Annotated in this window: 22 protein-coding genes and 1 tRNA gene; 11 read left to right on the top strand and 12 right to left on the bottom strand. The window is 43.7% G+C overall.

The window, feature by feature from the left end:
• Nucleotide 1: 1 nt before the first annotated feature.
• The 5 genes from Q1A18_RS13835 to Q1A18_RS13815 all read right to left on the bottom strand — a co-directional run bounded on the left by Q1A18_RS13835 (nt 2) and on the right by Q1A18_RS13815 (nt 3,265).
• Complete coding sequence (locus Q1A18_RS13835) at nt 2–280, bottom strand: co-chaperone GroES (protein ID WP_299581444.1); 279 nt, start codon at nt 278–280, stop codon at nt 2–4.
• 263 nt (nt 281–543) lie between these two features.
• Entirely contained in the window at nt 544–897 is a 354-nt protein-coding gene (gene secG, locus Q1A18_RS13830) for a preprotein translocase subunit SecG (RefSeq protein WP_299581441.1), read from the bottom strand.
• A 13-nt stretch (nt 898–910) separates the two neighbouring features.
• Nucleotides 911–1,516 carry a hypothetical protein gene (locus Q1A18_RS13825; RefSeq protein WP_299581438.1) on the bottom strand — a complete coding sequence of 202 codons (606 nt, stop codon included), beginning with the start codon at nt 1,514–1,516 and terminating at the stop codon, nt 911–913.
• Nucleotides 1,516–2,046, bottom strand: coding sequence for an LptE family protein (locus tag Q1A18_RS13820; RefSeq protein WP_299581435.1), 531 nt, complete (start codon nt 2,044–2,046; stop codon nt 1,516–1,518). Before Q1A18_RS13820 ends, Q1A18_RS13825 begins: the two co-directional genes overlap by 1 nt.
• On the bottom strand, nt 2,033–3,265 hold the full coding sequence (locus Q1A18_RS13815; RefSeq protein WP_299581432.1) for a sigma-54 dependent transcriptional regulator: 1,233 nt from the start codon (nt 3,263–3,265) through the stop codon (nt 2,033–2,035). Before Q1A18_RS13815 ends, Q1A18_RS13820 begins: the two co-directional genes overlap by 14 nt.
• Before the next feature lie 176 nt (nt 3,266–3,441).
• Between Q1A18_RS13815 and kdsB the strand changes: the two genes are divergently transcribed.
• Complete coding sequence (gene kdsB, locus Q1A18_RS13810) at nt 3,442–4,197, top strand: 3-deoxy-manno-octulosonate cytidylyltransferase (protein ID WP_299581429.1); 756 nt, start codon at nt 3,442–3,444, stop codon at nt 4,195–4,197.
• Between the two features lie 81 nt (nt 4,198–4,278).
• Here kdsB and Q1A18_RS13805 read toward each other — a convergent pair whose 3' ends face one another.
• Both Q1A18_RS13805 and Q1A18_RS13800 read right to left on the bottom strand, forming a co-directional pair.
• Nucleotides 4,279–4,716: a peptidylprolyl isomerase gene (locus tag Q1A18_RS13805; protein ID WP_299581426.1), complete on the bottom strand. Its 438-nt coding sequence runs from the start codon at nt 4,714–4,716 to the stop codon at nt 4,279–4,281.
• A gap of 38 nt (nt 4,717–4,754) precedes the next feature.
• Entirely contained in the window at nt 4,755–5,600 is an 846-nt protein-coding gene (locus tag Q1A18_RS13800) for a type II CAAX endopeptidase family protein (protein ID WP_299581419.1), read from the bottom strand.
• Between the two features lie 638 nt (nt 5,601–6,238).
• Between Q1A18_RS13800 and gdhA the strand changes: the two genes are divergently transcribed.
• The 9 genes from gdhA to Q1A18_RS13755 all read left to right on the top strand — a co-directional run bounded on the left by gdhA (nt 6,239) and on the right by Q1A18_RS13755 (nt 12,755).
• Nucleotides 6,239–7,573, top strand: a complete 1,335-nt coding sequence (gene gdhA / locus Q1A18_RS13795) for an NADP-specific glutamate dehydrogenase (RefSeq protein ID WP_299581407.1) — start codon at nt 6,239–6,241, stop codon at nt 7,571–7,573.
• A gap of 133 nt (nt 7,574–7,706) precedes the next feature.
• A complete protein-coding gene (locus Q1A18_RS13790) occupies nt 7,707–8,471 on the top strand; it encodes a TatD family hydrolase (RefSeq protein ID WP_299581404.1) in 765 nt (254 codons plus the stop codon).
• Between the two features lie 39 nt (nt 8,472–8,510).
• Nucleotides 8,511–9,539, top strand: coding sequence for an asparaginase (locus Q1A18_RS13785; RefSeq protein WP_299581401.1), 1,029 nt, complete (start codon nt 8,511–8,513; stop codon nt 9,537–9,539).
• Nucleotides 9,540–9,608: 69 nt separating this feature from the next.
• Nucleotides 9,609–9,696 (top strand) — tRNA-Ser (locus tag Q1A18_RS13780).
• A 150-nt stretch (nt 9,697–9,846) separates the two neighbouring features.
• Complete coding sequence (locus Q1A18_RS13775) at nt 9,847–10,665, top strand: MotA/TolQ/ExbB proton channel family protein (protein WP_299581399.1); 819 nt, start codon at nt 9,847–9,849, stop codon at nt 10,663–10,665.
• 8 nt (nt 10,666–10,673) lie between these two features.
• Nucleotides 10,674–11,129, top strand: coding sequence for a hypothetical protein (locus Q1A18_RS13770; RefSeq protein WP_299581396.1), 456 nt, complete (start codon nt 10,674–10,676; stop codon nt 11,127–11,129).
• 40 nt (nt 11,130–11,169) lie between these two features.
• Complete coding sequence (locus Q1A18_RS13765; protein WP_299581393.1) at nt 11,170–11,748, top strand: biopolymer transporter ExbD; 579 nt, start codon at nt 11,170–11,172, stop codon at nt 11,746–11,748.
• 1 nt (nt 11,749) lies between these two features.
• Nucleotides 11,750–12,217: a biopolymer transporter ExbD gene (locus Q1A18_RS13760; protein ID WP_299581390.1), complete on the top strand. Its 468-nt coding sequence runs from the start codon at nt 11,750–11,752 to the stop codon at nt 12,215–12,217.
• A gap of 199 nt (nt 12,218–12,416) precedes the next feature.
• On the top strand, nt 12,417–12,755 hold the full coding sequence (locus tag Q1A18_RS13755) for a cupin domain-containing protein (protein ID WP_299581387.1): 339 nt from the start codon (nt 12,417–12,419) through the stop codon (nt 12,753–12,755).
• 46 nt (nt 12,756–12,801) lie between these two features.
• Here the strand turns inward: Q1A18_RS13755 and aspS are convergent, their stop codons facing one another.
• A complete protein-coding gene (gene aspS / locus Q1A18_RS13750; RefSeq protein ID WP_299581384.1) occupies nt 12,802–14,556 on the bottom strand; it encodes an aspartate--tRNA ligase in 1,755 nt (584 codons plus the stop codon).
• A gap of 64 nt (nt 14,557–14,620) precedes the next feature.
• On the opposite strand from aspS, the gene Q1A18_RS13745 reads away from it, so the two are divergent.
• Nucleotides 14,621–15,088 carry a nucleoside deaminase gene (locus Q1A18_RS13745; protein ID WP_299581381.1) on the top strand — a complete coding sequence of 156 codons (468 nt, stop codon included), beginning with the start codon at nt 14,621–14,623 and terminating at the stop codon, nt 15,086–15,088.
• Nucleotides 15,089–15,437: 349 nt separating this feature from the next.
• Here the strand turns inward: Q1A18_RS13745 and nqrF are convergent, their stop codons facing one another.
• The 4 genes from nqrF to nqrC are packed head-to-tail and all read right to left on the bottom strand — an operon-like array spanning nt 15,438 to nt 18,710.
• Nucleotides 15,438–16,700: an NADH:ubiquinone reductase (Na(+)-transporting) subunit F gene (gene nqrF / locus Q1A18_RS13740; RefSeq protein ID WP_299581378.1), complete on the bottom strand. Its 1,263-nt coding sequence runs from the start codon at nt 16,698–16,700 to the stop codon at nt 15,438–15,440.
• 21 nt (nt 16,701–16,721) lie between these two features.
• Complete coding sequence (nqrE, locus tag Q1A18_RS13735; RefSeq protein WP_299581371.1) at nt 16,722–17,339, bottom strand: NADH:ubiquinone reductase (Na(+)-transporting) subunit E; 618 nt, start codon at nt 17,337–17,339, stop codon at nt 16,722–16,724.
• Between the two features lie 21 nt (nt 17,340–17,360).
• Nucleotides 17,361–18,011 (bottom strand): NADH:ubiquinone reductase (Na(+)-transporting) subunit D, encoded by a 651-nt coding sequence (locus Q1A18_RS13730; RefSeq protein WP_299581356.1) that lies wholly within the window; start codon nt 18,009–18,011, stop codon nt 17,361–17,363.
• Nucleotides 18,012–18,017: 6 nt separating this feature from the next.
• Nucleotides 18,018–18,710 (bottom strand): NADH:ubiquinone reductase (Na(+)-transporting) subunit C, encoded by a 693-nt coding sequence (gene nqrC, locus Q1A18_RS13725; RefSeq protein WP_299581353.1) that lies wholly within the window; start codon nt 18,708–18,710, stop codon nt 18,018–18,020.
• Nucleotides 18,711–18,715 lie beyond the last annotated feature (5 nt).

The following is an 18,715-nucleotide window of genomic DNA, read 5'->3' as shown; positions in this document are numbered from 1 at the left end:
ATTAAACAATGTATAAAACATCTGTTTGTGACATCAACAAGTAATCAGTCCCGTCGATGTTCAACTCAGTACCAGAATACTTTCCGTAGAATACAGTGTCACCAGCTTTTAGTTCCATTGGCTCGTCTTTTTTAGCGGCGCCAACCAATACAACCTGGCCAACTTGTGGCTTTTCTTTTGCGGAATCAGGAATAATAATTCCACTTGCTGTTTTTGTTTCTGCTTCCTGTGGTTGAACCAGGATTTTACCTGCAAGGATTTTACCTTTTAACTCTGCCATCTTTCAAATTATTTTAGTTAGACATATTTTTAAATTGACACCCTTATCTATCGAATTTTATGCCAAAGGCTGTAGATGGATTATGGCAGTCTGTTTTGAGACATTTTTTCACGTATACGATTGTGTGATTTTCTATTCATTGCCTTATGGTGTTGTTTTTTAGGTTTTTATCTGTTTTGGCAGAATGATTGCCGACCTGACATATGGACATAAAAAAACCACCCCGGTAAGGAGTGGTTTCGAAATTATAAGGTTGGAATAATTTATTCTGCTGGTGTTTCATCCGTGTTGCCTTCTTCTGCCGGTACTGTTGTTGGGAAGTCAGGAATGGCATTGGGATCAACCGCATTTTCAATTTGCTCCTGAATCGCTGATTGATTAGCTTCTACAGTCCCTCTTGGAATGAATGCGCTGCCCATAATAGACAAAACGAGTAAAGCTCCGGCTAAATACCAAGTTGCTTTTTCCAGAAAATCAGTTGTTTTGCGAACGCCCATAATCTGATTGGAAGACTGGAAGTTGCTTGCTAAGCCACCACCTTTTGAGTTTTGAACCAATACAATTAGAATCAAAAGTGCACAAGTGATGAAAATTAAAACAGTAATTAGCGTATACATGGTTAGCTTTTATTTAATTCGTTAATTTTTTTAAAATCTCAATCTGCCCGGCAAAGTAAGTATTTTTTTCCGGAAATTTCAAACTTAAATTTTCATAGACTTCAATCGCTTTTTTGTAATGCTTTTGCTGGGCATATATTTTGGCAAGCGTTTCTGTCACAAGCGAGTTATCGGCCGGTTCAGCGGCGGGTGCCTCCTGTGGAAGATCCACCTCATCCAGGGCTTTTTTAACTTCTTTCTTCCGAATCGACCGAATCAGGTCAACCAGTGTCTCTTCCTGCTCCTCTTTTCGGCTACTCAGTTGGTAGGCTCCGGGAGCCATGTATTCTCTGGCCAGCGGGTCTTCTGCATCGAGTTGCTGCGCTGTGGCAGGTTCTGGCTGAACAACCTCCTGGTGCAAAAAGTGGTACAGCTTGCTGCGGTCGGTAATCCGAAGAGCGCCCTGTTCCAAATAGTGATCAAAGTCAGGATGATCAAGGCATTTCAGGTTTTTCAGCAGTAAAATCCAGGCTGTTTGAAAGGCCGGATAGCTTCTGACAACTTCCATGAGTTCATCCAGGCTTTCCTGGTTGAGTTGTTCCGGGTGCTTCAGGTAGTTATAAAAAGCTTCTTTTTGCATTACCAGTTTGCAATCGATGCGTTAAAAATATCTTCGGTTAATTTTTCCAGAATGGTAGTGACCAGTTCATCTTCAACACTGCTTAGAATTTGATTGCTGTCAAAATCTTCATAGGCTGAAAAGGTTTTTTCCCAGTCTTCATCGTGGTTGGTGTTGTTGGTGTATTTTACTTTCACCGAAACCGTCAGTCGGGTTTGAGCCGCCAGGTCGCCTTGCGAAATATTCATCGGGCGGGTTTCGTAATTGGTAATCTGTCCTTCAAATTCCAGGTCGCCACTTTCTTCTTGCTGGTCCAGCGAGGTTTGTCGAAGCAGTTTGTCCTGCAAGGCTTCGGTCATCTGCTGGCTTAAGTTGGGATTGATTAAGCGGGCCCGGTTGGGGAAATAATAAACCGAGAATGTTTTTACTTCCGGCGAGATAGAAGCTCCGGTAAAGGAATAAGAAACCTGGCAGCTTGGCAGCAGGGTATTTGTTCCCAGAACCAGAAAAATAATCAACAGGAAGCTTTTAATACTATTAGTTAATGTCATATTCTTTAATTTTTCGGTACAGGGTTCGTTCTGAAATTCCCAACTCCTGTGCAGCATATTTGCGTTTTCCTTTGTGTTTTTCGAGGGCTTTTTTGATCAGTTCGATTTCTTTGTCTTCCAAGGAGAGCGATTCTTCCACAAACTCCTCCGTATCCTGAATGTCATCCCGGTGAATGGTCGTGTTGTAGTGTATTGGGGCCTGACTTTGAGACTCCGGCATCAGGGGCTCATCTTCTTTTTGGTAAATTTTTCGGATAATTTGAGCATTTTCAGAATGAAAGCCTGGGCGATCAGCGCCATCAACCATCAGGTCATGAACCAGCTTTTTTAAGTCGTTCATGTCTTTTTTCATGTCGAACAAAACTTGGTACAGAATTTCGCGTTCATTGGTGAACGTTTTTTCATCGATACCCTTGTAGAGCGCGGGCAAATGGTTTTTTGCACTGGGAATGTAACTGCGCATGGCGTCGCCGTTAATAATTCGGTTTTGTTCGATGATGGATATCTGCTCGGTAATGTTCTTAAGCTGACGAACGTTACCGGGCCAGTCGTAACTGGTTAATACGTGTTGAGCCTCTTCGTCCAGGCGAATGGGAGGCATGCGATATCGTTCGGCAAAGTCAAGGGCAAATTTGCGGAAAAGCAGGTAGATGTCATCCTTGCGATCGCGAAGTGGCAAAACCCGAATAGGTACGGTGTTGAGTCGGTAGTACAGGTCTTCCCTGAATTTTCCTTCTCCAATAGCTACGGGAATATCCACATTGGTGGCTGCTACCACGCGAACGTTGGTTTTTAGCACCTTTGAAGAACCCACTTTCATGAACTCTCCGGCCTCCAAAACACGCAAAAGCCTGACTTGGGTAGACAGGGGCAGTTCGCCGATTTCATCCAAAAATATGGTTCCGCCATCAGCTTCTTCAAAATAACCTTTCCGGTCAGACAAAGCGCCGGTAAAGGCTCCTTTTTCGTGTCCAAATAGTTCCGAGTCAATGGTTCCTTCCGGAATGGCCCCGCAGTTTACGGCAATGTATTTACCATGTTTTCGGGATGAATATTGATGTATGATTTGAGGAAATGCTTCTTTACCGGTTCCACTCTCACCGGTAATTAAAACCGACAAGTCAGTAGGGGCAACCTGTACGGCCACTTCAATGGCCCGGTTGAGTCCTAGTGCATTTCCAATAATTCCAAAGCGTTGTTTAATTTCCTGAACATCCATAATTGTGCAACTGAATTTTCAACTGACAAAGTTACAATTTTAACTTTTAAAGCCTTTGCTTTTATTGGTTAAGAATACTGAAGCGCCCGCAAGGATGGAGAATTTAACAATTTTTAGATTTTTTGTGTCTCCTCCGGCTGTTCGTGCTACCTTTGTGAATCCTAAATTATTATTGTATGAAGTTTTTTGGCGTTATTCCGGCTCGTTATGCTTCCACCCGTTTCCCGGGGAAACCTTTGGCTTTGTTGGATGGCAAGCCGATCATTCAGCATGTTTGCGAGAATGCCGGAAAGGCATTGGATCAAGTCTGGGTAGCCACCGATGATGAGCGAATTGCGCAATGTGTGGCTGGTTTTAACGGACAGGTTGTCATGACCCGGGCAGACCATCAGAGTGGAACCGACCGGTGTGCTGAGGCGGCACAAGCCTTAGCGGCAGCACATGATTTTGATGTGGTTATTAATGTGCAGGGCGATGAGCCTTTTGTGCGGTTGGAGCAAATTGAAGCTTTGAAAGCTTGTTTTGACGATTCGTCAACCGATATTGCAACCTTAGTTAAGGTCATTGAAGATTCGACGGTTTTGTTTAACCCGAACCGTCCGAAAGTGGTTGTGGATTGCAAGCAGAATGCTTTGCTTTTTAGTCGTGAGGCTATTCCTCATATTCGGGGTGTTCAGAAAGAAGATTGGCTGGCTCACCACCAATTTTACAGCCACCTGGGAATGTATGCTTACCGCAAAGAAGTGTTGCAGCAATTAACTCAATTGGAGCCATCGCGGCTGGAATTGGCTGAGTCGCTGGAGCAGTTGCGCTGGCTCGAAAATGGCTTACGGATTAAGGTAGGGCAAACCCAGTTTGAAAGCATTGGAATTGATACGCCCGAAGACTTGGAGGCTGCCCGTCAGTTTTTGGAAGATCAGCGGAAGAGCTAAGGCCGATTGAGTCTGGTGCCCTTGCGTGATATTGAAAATGAAAAGGATTGGATAAATAAGCTCATCCAATCCCTGTTTCTTTTATGATTCGATAATCACAATTTTTTCGATGGTGTCTCCTTGACGGATGGCATCAATAACTTCCAGCCCTTCGTAAACTTTCCCAAAACAGGTGTGGTTACGGTCAAGGTGGGCTGTGTTTTCCCGGCTGTGGCAGATGAAAAACTGAGAGCCACCCGTGTTGCGTCCGGCATGAGCCATAGACAATACACCGCGGTCGTGGTACTGGTTGTCGCCATCCAATTCGCATTTAATAGAATATCCCGGGCCACCGGCACCAGTTCCGTCGGGGCAGCCGCCTTGGATAACAAAGTTAGGAATCACTCGGTGAAAAGTCAGGCCGTCGTAAAAACCTTCTTTCGATAGTTTTACGAAGTTTTCAACTGTTCCCGGAGCATCTTCTTCGTAAAAGTTTACTTTCATGACTCCCTTGTTGGTATGAATTTCTGCTTGTTTCATTTTTCTGATTTTTAATGTTCGGGACAAAAATACAATTTTCAGCTTGGTTTTTGGGTTGGGCTTGTCGTAAAACTGGTTTCCCGGGGCGAAGAGTCTTGTTGCAAGCTTCGCTTATGAATGATGAGCAGGCAGCCCGCCAGGGTTAGAGCTGCAATAAAATAGAGCGATAGGTACAGCTTCGTGTTCGCAATGGTTGACTCGATGTTAAAGCCATTGTTTAACAGGAAATAAGCTGCGTAGGCAATTCCGTTGTAAATCATATGCGACAGGATACAAAGCGAAAGCGATTGCGTTTGCCAGTAAAGGTATCCAAGGAATACCCCTGCCAGTAAGCCGGAAACGAGCTGATTGATGTTGAAATGAATGGCACCAAAAAGAAAGGCCGTAAGCAGGATCGATTGTAAGGGCGAGTACTTATTCAGGAAACTTTTCAGGATGATTCCCCGAAATAGAATTTCTTCGACAAGTGGTGCGAGTATTACAATAATCAGAAAAGAATACCCTTTTAGACTAAGTAAATTGACGAAAAACTCCTGAAAGGAATGGGGGAGTGGCAGGAGTTGTTCCAGCGGGTCAATCAGAAAGAAAAGGGCGAAGGTGCCCAGTATGGCCAGCGGAAGAAAGGAAAAGGGCACGTAGCTTAACTCTTTGCCAAGCTTGAATTCTTCCTGCTTTTTTTTGCGATGGATACCATAAGCGATGATCATGATTTGAGCCAGAACCAGCATGGTAGAGATATAAACCGTTGTGGCTGTTTTGTTTTCAGCGTTTGTGGTACTGAGGTGTGCGAAAATGAAAACGGGAATGCAGAGACCGAAAATTAGTGCAAGAAGCCTAAAAAGGAGTGTGACTGCATTTTTTAATGTCGGATAGTTTGTGGTCATTGTGGTTATGTTCTGAAAACATAAAGTTAAGGGAGAAGGATGATTCATCAAATGCTTTTTTGATTTTTTTGATAAATGGACTGTTTTGGGGCCAAAATGAGCCTGTTGAGTACATGAACGATCATTTTTGTCTCTTTTTGAACGGCTGTTTTGATCGGTTTTTGATCGACTTTTGGCTCCCAAAACAAGCTTTGAAGGCAATTTTTTCATTCCGGTGAAGAGGTGTTAAGTGTCTGAAGCGAAGAATGAACCTACAGTGGGCACTTTCTCTCAAAGTACTGTTTGGTTATTATTAAAGGGAAGTGCTCAATAGGATAAAAACGAGGGATGAAATCGGAATGATTTGAAGAAGTATTCAGTAAGGGTTTGATGGGTGGGCGAATTTCAAACTTAATGCTGTTGATGGTGTGTTTTTATTATCTAAAGGTCAGATGGATAAAAGAGTTTGCGAATAAATGACAGAACGTTTTAAATAAATGGAAACTTGCTTTTATTTCATGAATATTAAATTGACATTTGTTACTGTTTTTAAACATCATTATCTTAATTAATACTTGAATTAAATCAGTGTTTTAGGCATTTTTCGTCCATTCCTTTGTCTAAAGTAATTGGTTATTCATTTTGAAAAAATAAACAAGATGAGAGAAGATATCAATGATTTCATGTTGGGCCTAAAAGCCAAAACACCTGGAGAAAATGAATTTCATCAGGCCGTTCAGGAGGTGGTTGAATCCATCTGGGATGTTTATCAGAAAAATCCACGTTATAAAAAAGCCAAAATTCTGGAGCGCATGGTTGAGCCAGAGCGGGTAATCATGTTCCGGGTTCCCTGGATTGATGATCAAGGAGAAGTTCAAATCAACAGGGGATACCGGGTTGAGTTTAATTCAGCTTTGGGACCTTATAAAGGTGGGTTGCGTTTTCACCCGACAGTAACACTCTCCATTTTAAAGTTTCTAGGGTTTGAGCAGACCTTTAAAAATAGCCTGACTACCTTGCCTATGGGCGGTGGAAAAGGAGGTTCGGATTTTAGCCCTAAAGGCAAATCGGACAATGAAATTATGCGTTTTTGCCAGAGCTTTATGACTGAATTGCAACGACACATTGGCCCGAATACCGATGTCCCTGCTGGCGATATTGGCGTTGGTGGCCGTGAAATTGGTTATTTGTTTGGTCAGTATAAACGTATTCGAAATGAATTTACCGGCGTGTTAACCGGAAAAGGACTGGCCTGGGGAGGCAGTTTAATCCGTCCGGAGGCTACTGGTTTTGGTGCCGTGTACTTTGTGCAGCACATGCTTGAACAGCTTGGCAAAACAGTTGCCGGACATACGTTTGCGGTATCGGGCTTCGGAAATGTGGCCTGGGGAGCCATAACTAAAATCAATGAATTGGGAGGGAAAGTCGTTACCATTTCCGGTCCCGATGGTTACATTTATGATGCGGAAGGCATTAGTGGTGAGAAAATCGAATACTTGTTGGAACTTCGCGCGAGTAACAACGATGTTGTGGAGCCTTATGCCGATGAGTTTGACGCTAAGTTTTTCCCCGGGAAAAAACCTTGGGAACAACCAGTCGATATTGCTATCCCATGTGCTACAGAAAACGAACTGGATGTTAGCGATGCCAGCTTGCTGGTTTTAAACGGATGCTTCCTTTTGGCCGAAGCTTCGAATATGGGCTGCACTGCTGAAGCTGCTGAATTCTTAACTGAGAAAATCAGTTATGCTCCCGGAAAGGCAGTGAATGCCGGTGGAGTAGCGGTGTCGGGTCTGGAAATGACTCAGAACAGCCAGCGCTTGAATTGGACTCGCGAAGAAGTAGATGCACGCTTGCATATTATTATGCGCGAAATTCACGATACTTGTGTTAAGTATGGTCGCGAAGGCGACAAAATCAACTACATAAAAGGAGCCAATGTCGGTGGCTTTGTCAAGGTGGCCGATGTAATGATGGCTCAAGGGGTTGTTTAAAATTAAGGGGTTGAGAGGGAGGCATTTGTTTCCCTCTCAAAATTTTAGGCATCGGTGTGGAATTATCAATTAGATAATATTTCTTTTAAGGTTAGCTAAATGAAATTGATTTTCTTTGAGCCAAATTTTTGAAATGTTAATTGATACACACGCTCATATTTATTCGGAAGAGTTTCTGGAAGATATTGATGAGGTAATTACGCGGGCTTACGACAATGATGTGCGTAAAATCGTTTTACCGAACATTGATAGCTCTTCGGTTAAGAAAATGCTGGATCTGGCTGATCAGTATCCTCAAATTTGCTACCCGTTGATGGGACTGCACCCTACTTCGGTAGGCGAAGATTATGAGGAAGAGTTGGAACTTATTGAGTTTTGGCTAAAAAAACGCAAGTTTTACGGAATTGGCGAGATTGGCATCGATTTATACTGGGAACAAAAATACCTGGAGGAGCAAATCAAGGCTTTTCGCTACCAGTTACGGTTGGCAAAAGAATACAAGCTGCCGGTGGTGCTGCACGTACGGGAGTCTTTTGACGAAGTTGTTGCGGTTTTGGAAGAAGAAAATCAAGCTGATTTAACCGGCGTGTTTCACAGTTTTACCGGAACAGTGGAGCAAGCCAACAAAATTGTCGCTCTCGGATTTAAGATTGGCATAGGCGGAATTGTCACCTTCAAAAACAGTGGTTTGGATCAGGTTATTGCTCAGGTTCACCCACAGCACCTTATTCTGGAAACCGATGCCCCTTATTTAACCCCCACTCCCTTTCGGGGAAAACGTAATGAAAGTGCTTACCTAATTCATGTAGCTCGTAAAATTGCAGAGCTGCATGATATGTCGGTTAATGAAGTGGCAAAGATTACTTCTGCAAATGCAGTTAATTTATTCGGCATTTAGTAAGATGTTTCTTTACCTTTGAGGCAAAATCGCGAAGAAGTGAATGATCAATCAATTCTTATAATTTATACTGGTGGTACCATTGGGATGGTACAAAAGGATGGAAAAGGAGCATTGGCTCCTGTGCGTTTTGATCAAATTGCTGATGAAGTTCCGGAGCTAAGACGTCTGGGCTGTCATCTGGAGTCACAAACCTTCCATCCGCCATTGGACTCTTCAGATATGTCTCCCAAGACCTGGGGGCGGTTAGCTAAAATTATCTTACAGAACTATCGGAAATTCGATGGCTTTGTTATTCTGCACGGCACGGATACGATGGCTTACACGGCATCGGCTCTGAGTTACATGCTCGAAAACCTGGACAAGCCTGTAGTTATGACCGGCTCGCAGCTGCCTATCGGAGTGCTGAGAACGGATGGGAAAGAAAATCTGATTACGGCCATTGAAATTGCTTCAGCTAAGGAAAATGGTTCTGCCGTAGTGCCGGAAGTCTGTATTTATTTCGACAATAAACTATACCGGGGCAATCGGGTCGTGAAACGACATGCCGATCATTTTAGTGCCTTCGACTCGGTTAACTACCCGATTTTGGCCAAAGCAGGAGTGGATATTAAGTTTTTTCATGAGAATATTTTCCATCCGGAGAAGAAAGGCATACTGAAAGTAAGCTCAAATTTTGACGATCGGGTGGTTGTTTTGAAGTTTTTTCCGGGTATGAACCGGGAAATTTTCGAACAGATCATTAATATTCCCACCATAAAAGGAGTGGTTTTGGAAACTTTCGGCTCGGGCAATGTGCCCACCTTGGCTTGGTTGACCCGAGTTATCCGCAAAGCCATCCGGCGAAATGTCATCTGTGTGAATGTCACACAATGTCAGGGAGGAACCGTTAAAATGGGACAGTACCAAACCAGTCGGGAGTTGAAAAAGATTGGCGTGGTAAGCGGAAAAGACATGACAACGGAGGCTGCCGTGACCAAGCTGATGTTTTTGCTGGGACAGGGTTTGAGCCATGAAGATATTAAGTTACATTTGCGGAAAAATTTGAGTGGGGAAATAAGTGAATAGCTTATTTCATTTTCATATTTTTTTTGTATTTTGCAGCCCTGAAAAATGCTGGTGACAGCAGAGGATAATGGAGAGGTGCAGGAGTGGCTGAACTGGCACGCCTGGAAAGCGTGTGTACTCCAAAAGGGTACCGAGGGTTCGAATCCCTCTCTCTCCGCTGACGGGTGAACCCTATTTATTCGGGTAAGCCCATCAGAATAAGGATAAAACAGCCGGAAGTCATCATCGCTTTTGGTTTTGTTTATTAAAAAACAAATAGTATTATAAAAATTAAATTCAGAAGATTTACTAATTAAAATTAAAACCAATGATGAAAAAACTATTTGCGTTTATAGCAGTTCTTGGGATGCTTTACTTTGGAGCATCGAACAATGCCGTTGCTCAGGAAACAACAGAGGAAGCAACTACTGAAGTAGCTGAACAAGCAGCTCCTGCAGTTGATTTAGCCGCTGATGCTGAAGAAGAAGCAGCTGCTGCAGCCGAAGAAGGTAAATCATTGCACAGTCAGTTGAAGCAAAAATTCATCGAAGGTGGACCTACCTTTATGTCTTTCGTTTTGATCTGTTTGATTTTAGGTCTGGCAATGTCTCTTGAAAGAGTAATCTATCTGAACTTATCAACAACCAATACAAAGAAATTGTTGGTTAAAGTTGAAGAAAGTTTGGACAATGGTGGAATTGAAGCTGCCAAAGAAGTTTGCCGTAACACTCGCGGACCTGTTGCAAGTATTTTCTTCCAAGGTTTGGACCGTTCTGAAGAAGGGTTAGAAGTGGTTGAAAAAACGGTTGTTTCTTATGGTGGTGTACAAGCTGGTTTGTTGGAAAAAGGCTTGAGCTGGATTTCATTGTTTATCGCTTTGGCTCCGATGCTTGGTTTCATGGGTACAGTAATCGGTATGATCGCTGCCTTTGATGCGATTGAAGTTGCTGGTGACATTAGCCCCGCGTTGGTTGCTGGTGGTATTAAAGTGGCTTTGATTACAACAGTATCAGGTCTTGTAGTTGCGATGATTCTTCAAGTATTCTACAACTACTGTTTGTCTAAAATTGATAGTATCATTAACGACATGGAAGATGCTTCTATCTCTTTGATCGATATTCTAGTAAAACACAATCTTAAAAAATAATTTAACTTATGAAGTTAGATAAAATATTATCCATCGTTTTGTGGGTACTATTAGCAGTGTCAGCTGTACTGATTGTGTCAATGATGACGAATATCAGTGAGAATGAAGCTGATCCTACAATGGGTACCTGGATTAACACAAACCTAAGCTGGTCTTACATTTTGTTGGGACTTGGTGCAGCGATTGCTGTTGTTTTTGCCCTATTTAATACCTTTACTGATAAAACTGCTGCTAAAAAAGGAGGCATTGCGCTTGTCTTTACAGCTGCCGTTCTTGTTGTTTCTTATGCGCTTGCATCGGATGCAATTCCACAATTTTATGGTGTCGAAAAGTTTGTTGCTGACGGAACATTGACTGCCTCAGTATCAAAAATGGTAGGAACAGGTTTGTATGCAACATACGTACTGTTTATTTTGGTGATGATTGCCGTTGCGGCTTCTTCGCTGAATAAAGTTTTTAAATGATACATAATTGTAGGAATTAACACAGGAAAAATAAAATAATATGGCAAGAAGAGTACCAGAAATACCGGGGTCATCATTAGCAGATATTGCTTTCATGTTGCTTATTTTTTTCCTGGTAACCACCACAATGGATGTTGACAGCGGACTAGAGCGTCGTTTACCTCCAATGCCTCCAGAGGATCAGCAGGATGACGATACTCCGCCAATTAAAGAACGTAACGTGTTCGTGGTTTTGGTCAACGCCAAAAACCAATTATTGGTAGAAGGTGAAATAAGCCGTATTGAAGACCTTCGTGAGAAAGCCAAAGAATTTATGGACAACCCTTATAATGAAGAGCACTTACCTGAAAAAGAACTCAAGAATGTTGATTTCTTTGGGGAAGTGGAAGTCACCAAGGGGGTTATTTCTTTACGAAATGACGTAGGTACTCAATATGGAACGTATATCGCTGTTCAGAATGAGTTGGTCGGTGCCATCAACGATTTAAGAGAAGAACTTTCTAAACGTAAGTTTGGAAAGTCATATGAAAGCTTGGATAGGGAGCAACAAGGAGCGATTAGAGACATCTATCCTTCTAAAATATCCGAAGCAGAACCTAAAAAAGTGGGAGGAAATTAGTATGTCAAAGTTTAGAAAAAATGACTCTAAGGAATTACCACCGATTTCAACGGCATCATTGCCCGATATCGTATTCATGTTGCTTTTCTTCTTCATGGTTAGTACAACCATGCGGGAAGTTACTTTGATGGTAAAAGTAACGGTTCCAGAAGCAACTGAATTATCGAAACTGGAAAAGAAATCTTTGGTAAGCTACATTTATGTAGGTACACCGCACACTCAATACCAACGAGTGTTTGGTTCTGAACCACGCATTCAATTGAATGATCAGTTTGCGAAAGTAGAAGACATTCAAGATTACATTACAAGTGAACGTGAAGCACGTGACGAGGCTGAAGTACCTTTCATGATTACTTCGCTTAAAGTGGACGAGTACACGAAGATGGGTATCGTTACCGATATCAAGCAGGAGTTGCGTAAAGCATCGGCCTTGCACATCAACTATTCGTCTCGTAAAAGAGCAGATTGATAGTTTTTTGATCATCAATATAAAAAAGGAGGACCATTGGTTCTCCTTTTTTGGTTTATGGCCCTTTAGGATTACTACTTCATTGCAAGTAATCATTGAGACCTTGTGAAGAAAAATGGGTATGCTTTTAGCCCCATAATGGCTGAATTTTTAATAGTTTTGGTAGTTAATAACCACTAACGATAGAACCTATTGAATTATGGCAACACTAAAATTTGACGAAATACCTTATGAAGTTGTTCGTTCGGGCTTGCAACGGAAGCTGATTCACACGAATGATTTAATGACTGTGCTGATAGACTTTACCGATGGTCCGTGGGAAGAACCTGAGCCAAAACACAGTCATCCGCACGAGCAAACCTCTTACATTGCTTCCGGACGTATCCTGTTTTTTTGTGATGGGGAAGAGCCCTGTGAACTAGAAGCGGGGGATATGTTTGCCGTGCCTTCCGGCGTGCCACATACCATTCAATTACTCAGTTCAACCGCCCGTTTGGTGGACAGTTTTAATCCGATTCGCGAAGATTTTCTGAAATAAAAAGAGGGAGCAATTGCTCCCTCTTTCTGTATGCTTGGATCTATTCTTATTTGTTTTTCAACTCAACTCTGAGGTTTAACTCGTCCAATTGAGCGTCAGAAATAGTCGATGGGGAGTCGATCATGACATCGCGACCGGCATTGTTTTTCGGGAAGGCAATGACATCGCGGATGGTGTCTAAGCCGGCAAATAACGATACCAACCGGTCAAAGCCAAAGGCGATTCCGGCATGTGGCGGAGCGCCAAATTTGAAGGCATTCATTAAGAATCCGAATTGAGCTTCGGCTTCTTCTTTGGTAAAGCCTAGCAGGCTAAACATTTTGGCCTGAAGTTCTGAATCAAAAATACGCACAGAACCACCACCGATTTCCACACCATTAATGACCAGGTCGTAGGCGTTGGCGCGCACTTTTCCGGGCTCCGTATCCAACAGGGCAATATCTTCCGGTTTTGGCGCTGTAAATGGGTGGTGCATGGCGTAGTGACGCTGTGTTTCTTCGTCCCATTCCAGAAGCGGGAAATCCACAACCCACAAGGGTTTAAAGGTGTTTTTATCCATCAGGCCAAGTTGCTTACCCATTTCAAGGCGAAGGGCGCCTAAGGCATCCAGCGTGTGCGATTTGTCTCCGGAAAGCACTAAAATGAGGTCTCCCGGCTGGGCATTGCAGCCAGCTGCCCATTGCTGTAAATCTTCTTGTGCGTAGAACTTATCTACTGATGATTTGAAAGTACCATCTTCGTTGCATTTGACATACACCAACCCTTTGGCGCCAATTTGCGGGCGTTTCACCCAATTGGTTAAGGCATCCAATTGTTTGCGGGTGTATTCGGCGCATCCGGTAGCGCAAATTCCGCCAATAAACTCGGCTTCATCAAATACTTTAAAATCTTTTCCTTTTACCACTTCTGTCAGGTCGTTGATCAACATTTCAAAGCGGGTGTCCGGCTTGTCCGATCCGTAGTTGGCAATGGCTTCGGAATAAGGCATGCGTGGGAAGTCGGTGACTTCAACATTTTTGATGGTTTTAAACAGGTGTTTGGTTAAACCTTCAAAGGTGTTCAACACATCTTCCTGCTCCACAAATGCCATTTCGCAGTCAATCTGCGTGAATTCCGGCTGACGGTCGGCGCGTAGGTCTTCGTCACGGAAACACTTTACAATTTGGTAGTACCGGTCAAATCCAGCTACCATCAGCAATTGCTTAAAGGTTTGTGGCGATTGAGGCAAGGCGTAAAACTCGCCCTCGTTCATGCGTGAAGGAACCACGAAATCGCGTGCCCCTTCCGGCGTTGATTTAATCAGCACCGGTGTTTCCGTTTCAATAAACTGTTGCTCGTTCAAGTAAGAACGAATGGCATGGGCCATGTTTGAGCGAAGTACCAGGTTTTCGCGTACGGGGTTGCGTCGCAAATCCAGGTAACGGTACTTCATCCGAATATCGTCGCCGCCGTCACTTTCATCTTCAATGGTGAAGGGAGGCGTCGCCGAAGCGCTCAAAACATTCAGCGCTTTCACATCAATTTCGATGTCACCGGTAGCGATGTTTTTGTTTTTACTGCTCCGTTCACGAACAAGTCCTGTAGCTTGAATCACATATTCCCTTCCAATTTTCTTAAGCTTATCGGTCAGCTCGCTTGAGGTGTTTTCATCAAAAACCAATTGGGTAATGCCGTAGCGGTCACGCAGATCGACAAAAGTCATTCCACCCAGTTCGCGTTTGCGTTGCACCCAGCCTGCCAGTGTTGTTTCAGTACCCTGATGTTCCAGGCGTAATTCTCCACATGTATGTGTTCTGTACATAACTTTGTTCGTTTTTGTTTGCCTGCAAAAATAAGCAGTTTTTAGCAATTTAAATTGTAGGTTTGTGATTAATTCTGAACGGATTTTTGAGATGAAGCCTTTTGATGATACTTATTTTATGAAGAAAGCTTTTCAGGAAGCACAACGCGCTTATGAAAAGGGGGAGGTTCCGGTAGGAGCCGTTGTAGTTGCTCAGGAATTAGTGATTGCGCGCGCACATAACCTGACGGAAACCTTAACTGACGTGACGGCTCATGCCGAGATGCAGGCGATTACAGCTGCCGCCAACCTGCTTGGAGGCAAATACCTGGATAAATGTACGCTTTACGTCACTTTAGAGCCTTGTGTGATGTGCGCCGGTGCCTTAGGATGGTCGCAGGTGGGACGCGTTGTTTTTGGCGCTTACGATGCCAAACGTGGTTTTTCCAACTTTGCGCCTAAAGCCTTGCATCCGAAAACCGAAGTGGTGGGGGGCGTGTTGGCCGACGAATGTGGCGACCTGATGACGGCCTTCTTTCAGGAACGGCGTTAGACCGCCGCAGTATTTTCCTTAAACCTTATTGATTGTTAGCCTGAAGGGCTTATTCCCTATCGCTTCTTTACAGCCGGAGTGGTGTGGTCAGGCTTCTTGAGCAAGGCGCCCAAGTTTCTTGGGCAGCGTAGCCCGAGGTCTTGGGTAAGGCGGCCAAGCGTCTTGGGTAGCTTAGTCGCACTCCTTGGGTAGGGCGGCCAGATTCCGTGGCTAGCGTACCCAAGCTTCTGGAGTGGCTTGCCCGCGCATTCCGGACAACTTACTCCCAAAGCGTGAAGCGACTGAACAAGGGCAAAGAAAAAGAGCTTTCAATCGAAATTGAAAGCTCTTTTTATATTCTGGACTGGAATTAACTTCCGAAATCGTCAAACATGATGTTTTCATCAGGTACTCCCAGGTCATAAAGCATTTTCTGAACGGCATCGTTCATCATCGGTGGACCACACAAGTAGTAATCGATTTCTTCGGGTTCTTCATGTTTTCCAAGGTATTGGTCATGAATCACCTGGTGAATAAATCCGGTTGGTCCTTCCCAGTTGTCTTCGGGCTGCGGATCGGATAAGGCCAGGTGGAAGCTGAAGTTCGGGAACTTCTCTTCAATGGCTTTAAACTGATCGTAGTAGAACACCTCTCTCCAGGAACGTGCACCATACCAGAACGTCACTTTTTTGTTCGATTCTTCCAGGGTGTGAAACAAGTGGAACAAGTGCGAACGCATGGGAGCCATACCGGCACCACCACCAATAAACATCATCTCATTGTCGTTGTCTTTCAGGAAGAACTCTCCGTAAGGACCTGAGATGGTTACTTTGTCGCCTGGTTTGCGTGAGAAAATGTAAGAAGAACAAATTCCCGGGTTAACTTTCTGGAAACCACCATTCACGCGGTCAAACGGAGGTGTAGCAATCCGGATGTTCAACATCACGATGTTGCCTTCAGCCGGGTGGTTAGCCATGGAGTAGGCACGGAATGTTGGTTCCGGGTTTTTCATTTTCAGGTCGAACAGGTTGAACTGTTCCCATTCGGGACGGAATTGCTCTTCCACTTCGATGTCTTTGAAATCGACATCAATCTTAGGAACATCAATCTGAATGTAACCTCCTGATTTGAAATCCAGCGTTTCGCCTTCTGGCAAGCGTACGACAAACTCTTTAATGTAAGTCGCTACGTTCTTATTCGAAATAACTTCGCATTCCCATTTCTTGATTCCCATGATTTCCTGAGGAATCTTCAGCTGCATATCTTCTTTTACCTTTACCTGGCAGGCCAAACGCCAGTTGTCGTTTTGCTCTTTGCGGGTAAAGTAACCGGTTTCGGTAGGCAGAATAGAACCGCCACCATCAACAACCTGGCAGCGACACATGGCACAAGTACCACCACCACCGCAAGCCGATGGAAGGAAAATCTTGTTGTTTCCAAGCGTGGTCAGCAAGGTGTCTCCCGGGTTGGTTTCCAATACGGTGTCGCCTTCGTTAATGTTTACCTTGACAACTCCGGAAGGAGTCAGCTTTTTCTTGGCATACAGCAAAATCGATACTAAAAGAATCACCATCAACAGGAAGACAGCGATACTGGTAATAACGATTGTCGTTTGAGTTGCTAAAAATATCATTGTTCTGAATTTTTTATCTGATTATAGTTTTATTCCCATGAATCCCATGAATGCCAATCCCATTAATCCGGTTACAATGAATGTAATTCCAAGACCTTTCAAGGGAGCCGGAACATGAGAGTATTCAATTTTTTCACGAATGGCTGCAATACCAACAATAGCCAGGAACCAGCCCACGCCAGAGCCTAAACCATAAACAGAGGCTTCGCCAATATTGAGGAAAGCTTTTTGCTGCATGAACAGAGAGCCTCCTAAAATTGCACAGTTCACAGCAATCAGGGGTAAGAAAATACCCAGCTGGGTGTACAGTACGGGAGCAAACTTTTCAACCACCATTTCAACCAGCTGAACCATGGATGCAATTACGGCAATAAACATGATAAAGCTAAGGAAGCTTAGGTCGACAGCAGCGAAAGTCGGGCTCAACCAAGTCAGCGCACCTTCTTTCAGCACATAGTTTTCCAATAAATAATCAACAGGAACGGTAATTCCCAAAACAAAGATGACAGCCAGCCCAAGTCCAGTAGCTGTTTTTACTGATTTGGATACCGCCAGGTAAGAACACATGCCCAGGAAATAGGCAAATACCATGTTCTCAATAAAGATGGATTTGATAAATAAATTAATCAGGTTTTCCATAATTTCTTCTCTTTTTGCGGATTAATCTTCAATCAGTTTACGGTTACGACTACGCTGAACCCAGATAATAATACCTACGGTAATCAACGCCATTGGAGGCAGAATCATCATCCCGTTGTTGGCATAAAAACCACCGTTTTCGATGTACCAACTGGCCGGAATAACTTTGTAGCCCCAGATGCTTCCGGAACCAAACAATTCGCGCACAAAACCAACAATAATCAGAATGGCACCATAACCGGCGGCATTTCCAATTCCGTCCAGGAACGAAGGCCAGGGCTTATTCCCCAGTGCGAAAGCTTCCAGACGTCCCATGATGATACAGTTGGTAATGATCAATCCAACAAACACAGACAACTGCTTACTTACATCGTAAACAAATGCTTTCAATACCTGGTCAACCAGGATAACCAATGCGGCAATGACCACCAGCTGAACGATAATCCGGATCCGGTTCGGAATGGTATTTCTCAGTAAGGAGATGATTACGTTGGCAAAAGCCAATACCGCCACTACTGATAAAGACATTACCACCGATGGTTTCAATTGAGCTGTTACAGCCAGGGCCGAACAGATCCCCAGCACCTGAACGGTAATTGGGTTACTGCTGTTTAGCGGATCGCTGAGCAGTTGCAGGTTTTTCTTTGAAAATAAAGGTTCTTTATCACTCATTTTCTCTTATTTTTTCTGGTTGAAAAAAGCATTATAGGAGCTCAAATCATCCAATAACATCTTCTCTAATCCTTTGGATGTGATGGTACCTCCTGAAATTGCATCTACTTTGTGCTGCTCCGGAGCTGACTCGTTGGACTTTGCAACGATAATGGAAACCAGTTTTCCGCCCTCGTAAATTTGTTTGTGTTTGAATTGTGTTTCAAACGGGTCGGTCGAAATCTCAGCACCCAGTCCCGGCGTTTCTCCCTGGTGGTCGAACGATGCTCCGTAAATAGTTGACATGTCATCTTCCAATGACAAGTAACCCCAGATAGGTCCCCAAAGTCCGGCGCCACGCAACGGAACAATGTATTTCACGCCTCCGTCAATCTGGCATTCAAAAACCGGCAGTTGCTGCTCGGCAACGGGTTTTGCACGCTCTTTTTTCAAATCAACGGTAAATGCATCACCCTCTACTTGCTCGCCTTTGGAGTTGACAATGTAGCTGTTGACAATTTTCTCAGCATAAATCTCTTCTGCATTCGTAGCGTCGGCCTGAATGTTAACAGAAGCCAGAATATTTTGCTTTTTCTCTACTTCAATATTCCTGTCCTGAAATGGTTTTAAGTTGATGGCCGCAATTGAAAGAATTGCAGCAACCACGATCACCATTCCTGAGGCATATATAAATGTATAAACATTACTGTTTCTATCCATTTCTT

This window comes from uncultured Sunxiuqinia sp., from assembly GCF_947495665.1.
GTDB lineage: Bacteria > Bacteroidota > Bacteroidia > Bacteroidales > Prolixibacteraceae > Sunxiuqinia > Sunxiuqinia rutila.
This window is presented reverse-complemented; position numbering and strand designations above follow the sequence as displayed.